This is a genomic window from Streptomyces sp. NPDC005141, from assembly GCF_053599975.1.
Genome location: NZ_JBSFYW010000045.1, coordinates 70,137 through 76,387, shown reverse-complemented (window position 1 = coordinate 76,387; position 6,251 = coordinate 70,137). Strand labels below are relative to the sequence as shown.

The following is a 6,251-nucleotide window of genomic DNA, read 5'->3' as shown; positions in this document are numbered from 1 at the left end:
AAGACCCGATAAGTCCGACGCGCTCGCAGCCACCCCAACCACCCCCGGAACCCACTGCCAACCAGCCTACGCCCACGACAAAAGCAACGGCATTGCAGCTAGACCGCCCTCTTGCCTCGCGCACGCACATGACAGAACGCATCCTCGAGAGTGCCGAGATCGATGCGGAGGTTCTGCCCCAGCGGAGCTTTGAGGATCCCGCGTGAAGCATGCGCCTTGCACACGTAGAGCGAGGTGTAGAGGGGCCGGTTCACGATGACGATGCCGCCCAGGTCCGTGAAGGCAAGAACGACTCGGACACACCGGTCATCACATCCGGCAGGACCGCTGTTCACACGGCGTCGATCGTGTTCCAGCCCCATCGGCGGGCGGCTAAATCGCTGAAGGCCACCGCCAGGGCTGTGCCGACGGGATAGCCAGTGTCGCCGCCTATCGCTCGGTGCAAAGACGCTGCGACGGGCTCCGGCCCGTGGCTCGACCGACCTTCACCTCTCGAGTACGACGGCGAGGCCTTGGCCGACGCCGATGCAGATTGCCACGACTGCGATGCCGCTGCCTCGGCGGGCGAGTTCGTGGGCCGCGCGACCGATGATGCGCCCTCCGGACGCACCGAGTGGGTGCCCCATCGCGATCGCCCCTCCGTGCCCGTTCACCTTCGTCGGGTCGAGGTCGCTCCACAGCCGCAGGCAGGCGAGCGACTGTGCTGCGAAGGCTTCGTTCAGCTCGACCAGATCGACGTCGGCCCATGTACGCCCGGCGCGGGCGAGTGCGCGGTTGGCCGCCTCGACGGGAGCGACTCCGAAGATGTCGGGGTCGTTGCCGAACGCCACGCGGGCGGCGATGCGGGCGAGGGGTTCACCGTCGAGCACACCCTCTCGGGCGACGAGCACGGCGGAGGCGCCGTCGTTGATGGGCGAGGAGTTCCCGGCGGTCACCGTGCCGTTGGCGGCGAACACCGGGCGCAAGCCGGCGAGCACCTCGACGGTGGATTCGTCGCGGATGCTTTCATCGCGGACGAGGTGGTGGCCGTCGACCTGGACGATCTCTCGGTCGAAGATGCCGTCTGCCCATGCGCGGGCGGCCAGGCGATGGCTGCGCGCCGCGAACGCGTCCTGCTCCTCACGTGAGATCCGGTGGATGCCGGCGAGCTTCTCGGCGGTCTCGCCGTTGGAGATCGTCCATTCCTTCGGCAGGCGCGGGTTGACCATGCGCCATCCGATCGACGTGTTCCACATCGTCTGGTTGCCCGCGGGGAAGGGCTTGGTGCTTTTCTCGACGACGTACGGCGCGCGGCTCATCGACTCCACGCCGCCCGCGAGCACGATGTCGGCGTCTCCTGCCTCGACGGCTCGCGACGCCTGGATGACGGCCTCGACCGAGGACCCGCACAGGCGGTTGACCGTGACTCCCGTGACCGAGGTGGGGAAGCCGGCGAGCAGCGCGGCGAAGCGGGCTACGTCGCGGTTGTCCTCGCCAGCCTGGTTCGCATCACCGAAAATCACGTCGTCGATGCGCGCGGGGTCAAGGCCGGTGCGCTCGACGGTCGCGCGCATGACGACCGCGGCGAGGTCGTCGGGGCGCACGTCGGCGAGGGCCTTGCCGTAGCGTCCGAAGGGGGTACGAACGGCGTCGTACACGAAGCTCGCGGGCATGTCAGTTACCTCTCAGGGGTGCCGCAGCGTCGGTGACGTCGGCGAGGTTGAGTCCGGTCAGTGCGGCCAGGGAGCCCACGGTGTTGTCGCCGAACGTCTCGCGCACGCGCAGTCCCTCGGGCGTGACATCGAACACCGCGTGATCGGTGTAGATGCGGGTCACGCAGCGCACTCCGGTCAGCGGGTAGGTGCAGGCGGCGACAAGTTTCGGCGTGCCCTGCTTGGTTAGCAGGTCGGTCATCACGTAGACCGACTTCGCGCCGATCGCGAGATCCATCGCTCCGCCGACGGCGGGAATCGCGTCTGGCTCGCCGGTCGACCAGTTCGCGAGATCGCCGGTTTCTGACACCTGGAACGCGCCGAGCACACACACGTCCAGGTGTCCGCCGCGCATCATCGCGAAGGAGTCGGCGTGGTGGAAGTACGCCGAGCCCGGCAGCGCGGTTACTGGCTGCTTGCCGGCGTTGATCAGGTCGGGGTCGACGGTGGCGGGCTCGGGTGCGGGCCCCATGCCGAGCATTCCGTTCTCGGTGTGCAGGACGATCTCGACGTCGTCCGGCAGGTAGTTGGCCACAAGGGTGGGGGCGCCGATACCGAGGTTCACGACTGATCCCTCGGGGATGTCGGCCGCGATGCGACGAGCGAGGTCCGTGCGGCTGATGCGCGTGTTCATCGGCTCTCCTCCTGCGCCAGCGGGCTCCCCTCGATGTCGACGCCGCCGACGAACACGCCTTCGTCGAGCCATCGGCGTTCTCCCACCGCGACGACGTGGTCGATGAAGATGCCGGGCGTCACAACGGTCTCGGGGTCGATGTCGCCGAGGGGCACGATCTGGTCGACCTGGGCGATGGTGGTGGCCGCCGCGGCCGCCATGATCGGGCCGAAGTTGCGGGCGGTCTCGCGGTAGACAAGGTTGCCCCAGCGGTCGGCCCGCAGGGCGCTGATCAAGGCGACATCAGCTCGGATCGGGTACTCGAGCACATAGTCGCGGCCATCGATCGTGCGCACCTCCTTACCCTCCGCGAGGTGCGTACCGACGCCCGTCGGCGAGAAGAACGCGCCGATACCCGCGCCCGCGGCGCGGATGCGTTCGGCGAGATTCCCCTGCGGCACGAGCTCCAGCTCGATTTCCCCCGCGCGGTAGAGACCGTCGAACACCCACGAGTCGCTCTGCCTTGGGAACGAGCAGATGATCTTCCGTACCCTTCGCGCTGCAAGAAGCGCGGCAAGACCCGCGTCGCCATTGCCTGCGTTGTTGTTGACGACGGTCAGGTCGCGTGCGCCATGGGAGATGAGCGCGTCGATCAGCTCCACCGGCTGGCCCGCGCGGCCAAATCCACCAATCATCACGGTGGCGCCGTCACGGATGCCCGAGACAGCAGCTGCGGTGTCCTCGACGGTCTTGTCGATCATTGTTCCTCCACGCGTTCGAGCATCGCGCGACCTCTCCAGCGATTTCACATGGCCGGCCCGCTTGGTGACGGTGCACGACGATCGACACCATTCGACGTAGGCATAGCCGCTATGCTTATGTCATATCACACCATGGTCGCCTCGGTCAGGCTCGATGAGCGTGAGGTGCAGCGCCCCCGGCCCTACGGTCACCACGCGGCACCGCGCACTCTCTGGTGCGACGAACGGGCGGCGTCGCCGTTAGGGTCTTTTCGGTGGCGCCCCCGCTCTCCTCGCCAATGAAGACTGGAGCTAATAAGCTATGCCTATGTCTGAACTCGCGAGCGAGCGCTACACGGACCGCATCGCCACCGGACCGCTCGTCCTCGTTCAGGAGGTCTTGAACACCCGCGCCGCCGGCAAGCCCGCGCTCGAGGACCTGCTCTCGACGCCGGATTCCGCGACGTCGTGGCTCTCCGGCGCACTGGACGAATGGAGTCGGCGCACCGGGGCGGAGGCGCCGGCGATCGAGGTCGACGAGCCCGGGCTGGTGCGGCTTCAGCAGCTACGCGCGTCGCTGCAGATGACGGTGTCGGGCGCGGTTCGCGACGCTCCGGTCCGATCCGCACCGAAGGGGGTGAGCGGCACGCTGGAGGTGCGCATTGACGCCGCCGGCGTCTTCTCGCTGGCACCGCGCGGCAAGGACGTCGGATGGGTCGTCGCGACCGTGCTCAACGAGATCACGAACGCCCAGCTGACGGATACGTGGCGTCGCTTGAAGATGTGCCGTAACCGGGTCTGCTCGGTCGCCTTCTACGACGGCACGAACCCCAACAACGGCGCCTGGCACGACGTGCGCATCTGCGGCAACGCCGTGAACCTTCGGGCCTCACGGCAGCGTCGGGCGGCCGCGCGCGCGTAGCGCGCCGCAGGCCGCCCGAACGACACCGCCGACTACTCAGCCTTTCGCGGCCCGGCAGGAGCCCCAGAGCGCGCCAGGATTGATGCGCGACGGGTGACGCTCCAGCATGTACTCGTAGAGTTCGAGGGTGCTGCCGGTGCGACGCACCCCGCTGTTGAAATCAAGGATGTAGCGGCGGGTCTCCTCGATGTGGCGCGGATCGTCATCGGCGGCCGGATCCTTGTGGCCCGCGACAATCGCGGTCGGCGCCAGCGCCTCGACCGTGTCGAGAGCCCTCAGCCACTCGTCTCGCCCGTCCGCGTCCGACTGGGCGAGCATGAGGTGCACGTTGTTGTAGATCACGTCGCCCGCGACGACCAGCCCCAGGTCGGGCACGTGCAGGCAGGTGGTGTTGTCGCTGTCGGTGTGCCCCAGGCGGACCGGGCGGACCTCCGCCCCGCCCACAGCCAGGATCTCGCTCTCAAGCGGTTCGGCGAGGACGAGTCGCTCTGGGATCTGCTCGGGGAACCAGGCGTGCCAGACCGCCTTGAGGACCTCGGGCGAGGACTGGTAGGCCATGTCCTCGACGACCTCGGGCAGCGCGTAGGCGCGCGCACCGGGGTACTGCTGCAGAACGGCTCCGAGGCCGAACCAGTGGTCTCCGTGGCCGTGTGTCACGTACACGCTCGTCAGCGGAGCGTCACGCTCGCTGAGCCACTGCAGCAGGCCCTCCGACTGCGCGATCGTGAAGAGCGGATCCACCAGCAGTGCCTCTCCCTCGTTCGAGATGAGGGTGCTCGACGTCGGTGACCAGGCACGCTCGCCCTGATCGGGCGGCACGTCGGAGTTGGTGGTCGGCATGCCGTCCGCGATGTGTACGGCGTAGGTCAAGGCGTTCGACGTCATTTGGTGGACTCCTCGGATTCTCGGGTGGTCGCTCCCACTCCGGCCGGAACGCAGAGGGAGCCGGACGGCCCGATCCTCATTCCGTCGATCACAGAGCGATGACACATTGACGCAAGCATAGACCCTATGCTTACGTCATAGAGCTCGCGTCGGCCAAGGACCTCGAGAGCCCCCTGCTCCGGTTCGTCGCCGCAAGAGAGCGATCGTCAAAGGAGACACGAGATGAACAGCCCAGCGACGCAGGCGCCGACAGTGGTGCTCGTCCACGGATACCTGGACGACGGCGCCATCTGGAACAACGTCCGCACCGTCCTCGACGAACGGTCGATCCCCTCGATCGCGTTCGAGCTCGCCGGCATGGGTGCGCGCGCCTCGGATCACGGGCCGTTCACGCTCGCCCGCTGGGCCGACGACCTCGAGAGCGTCGTGCGCGCGACGGAGGGCCCCGTCGTGCTCGTCGGCCACAGCATGGGAGGCCAGATCGCCGAGCTCGCCGCCGCTCGCCTTGCCGAGCAGGTGCGTTCGCTCGTCCTGGTCAACCCGATCCCGCTGGCGGGCACTCACCTGCCCCCGGAGCAGATCGCCCCCTTCCAGGCACCGGATCTCGGACTCGACGCGCAGCGCGCCTTCCGCGGCGCGCTCGCCACCGCTTTCCCGGCCGCGGAAAATGACCGGCTCGCCAAGGTGACACTGCACGTCGACCCGTCGACGATCTCCGACACGGCGACGGCATGGAACAACGGCCACCCGGACGGACAGCAGCCCAGCAAGTTCCACGGCAGCGTCACCGTCCTGCGCGGCGAGAACGACCCCTTCGTCACAGAAGAGATCGTCTCCGCGTATGTTGCGCCCCGATTCCCCGACGCCACCACGCAGACGATTCCCGGCGCAGGTCACTGGGCGCACGCCGAGAACCCGGCAGCGGTCGCCGCCGCCATCACCACAGTCGTCGAGGAGATCGTCTCCAACCCCGCCGACGGCCGCCCGACCAAGGCCTGGACGAGCGCGTTCGAGCAGCGCACCCAGGATTCCTTCGCGGCGGCGCTCTCACCGAACGTGAGGATGGAGGCCAGCGCGCTCGCCAAGCCGGTCGAGCGCAAGGAACACGTCGAGGCCCTCATGACCGCGGTGAGCTCCGTGTACGAACGGCTCGAGTTCGTCCGGAAGGCGCAGGACGGCCCGCGGACGTATCTGGAGTGGGAGGCCGCCGCGTTCGGTGGCTTCCAGATGAAGGGGATCACGATCCTCACGCGTGATGACGAGGGGCTCATCACGGAGATCGCCATTCACCACCGGCCCATCGGCGCCGTGCTGCAGATCAACGCGAAGGTCGGGGGCCCCCTCGTCGAGGCCGGCCTCGTCCCCGCCGAGTACTTCGACTTCACGGAAGGCAAGTGACC

Annotated in this window: 6 protein-coding genes; 2 read left to right on the top strand and 4 right to left on the bottom strand. The window is 68.0% G+C overall.

Translation table 11 applies throughout. The features are described from left to right. Nucleotides 1-485: 485 nt before the first annotated feature. From ACWD68_RS29465 to ACWD68_RS29455, 3 genes are read right to left on the bottom strand one after another with little or no spacing between them, the layout of a single operon-like run. Nucleotides 486-1,652 carry a thiolase family protein gene (locus ACWD68_RS29465; RefSeq protein ID WP_451809494.1) on the bottom strand — a complete coding sequence of 389 codons (1,167 nt, stop codon included), beginning with the start codon at nucleotides 1,650-1,652 and terminating at the stop codon, nucleotides 486-488. Nucleotide 1,653: 1 nt separating this feature from the next. Next, entirely contained in the window at nucleotides 1,654-2,325 is a 672-nt protein-coding gene (locus ACWD68_RS29460; protein ID WP_451809493.1) for a 3-oxoacid CoA-transferase subunit B, read from the bottom strand. Further along, nucleotides 2,322-3,065 carry a 3-oxoacid CoA-transferase subunit A gene (locus ACWD68_RS29455; protein ID WP_451809492.1) on the bottom strand — a complete coding sequence of 248 codons (744 nt, stop codon included), beginning with the start codon at nucleotides 3,063-3,065 and terminating at the stop codon, nucleotides 2,322-2,324. Before ACWD68_RS29455 ends, ACWD68_RS29460 begins: the two co-directional genes overlap by 4 nt. Before the next feature lie 307 nt (nucleotides 3,066-3,372). Here ACWD68_RS29455 and ACWD68_RS29450 point away from each other — a divergent pair, with 307 nt between their 5' ends. Beyond that, a complete protein-coding gene (locus ACWD68_RS29450; RefSeq protein WP_451809491.1) occupies nucleotides 3,373-3,966 on the top strand; it encodes a CGNR zinc finger domain-containing protein in 594 nt (197 codons plus the stop codon). A 36-nt stretch (nucleotides 3,967-4,002) separates the two neighbouring features. Here the strand turns inward: ACWD68_RS29450 and ACWD68_RS29445 are convergent, their stop codons facing one another. After that, a complete protein-coding gene (locus ACWD68_RS29445) occupies nucleotides 4,003-4,851 on the bottom strand; it encodes an MBL fold metallo-hydrolase (protein WP_451809490.1) in 849 nt (282 codons plus the stop codon). 222 nt (nucleotides 4,852-5,073) lie between these two features. On the opposite strand from ACWD68_RS29445, the gene ACWD68_RS29440 reads away from it, so the two are divergent. Further along, nucleotides 5,074-6,249 carry an alpha/beta fold hydrolase gene (locus ACWD68_RS29440; protein WP_451809489.1) on the top strand — a complete coding sequence of 392 codons (1,176 nt, stop codon included), beginning with the start codon at nucleotides 5,074-5,076 and terminating at the stop codon, nucleotides 6,247-6,249. Nucleotides 6,250-6,251: the final 2 nt, after the last annotated feature.

Coding starts and splice junctions, on each gene's coding strand:
- ACWD68_RS29465 (WP_451809494.1), bottom strand. CDS start 1,652: ATGCCCGCGAGCTTCGTGTACGACGCCGTTCGTACCCCCTTCGGACGC.
- ACWD68_RS29460 (WP_451809493.1), bottom strand. CDS start 2,325: ATGAACACGCGCATCAGCCGCACGGACCTCGCTCGTCGCATCGCGGCC.
- ACWD68_RS29455 (WP_451809492.1), bottom strand. CDS start 3,065: ATGATCGACAAGACCGTCGAGGACACCGCAGCTGCTGTCTCGGGCATC.
- ACWD68_RS29450 (WP_451809491.1), top strand. CDS start 3,373: ATGTCTGAACTCGCGAGCGAGCGCTACACGGACCGCATCGCCACCGGA.
- ACWD68_RS29445 (WP_451809490.1), bottom strand. CDS start 4,851: ATGACGTCGAACGCCTTGACCTACGCCGTACACATCGCGGACGGCATG.
- ACWD68_RS29440 (WP_451809489.1), top strand. CDS start 5,074: ATGAACAGCCCAGCGACGCAGGCGCCGACAGTGGTGCTCGTCCACGGA.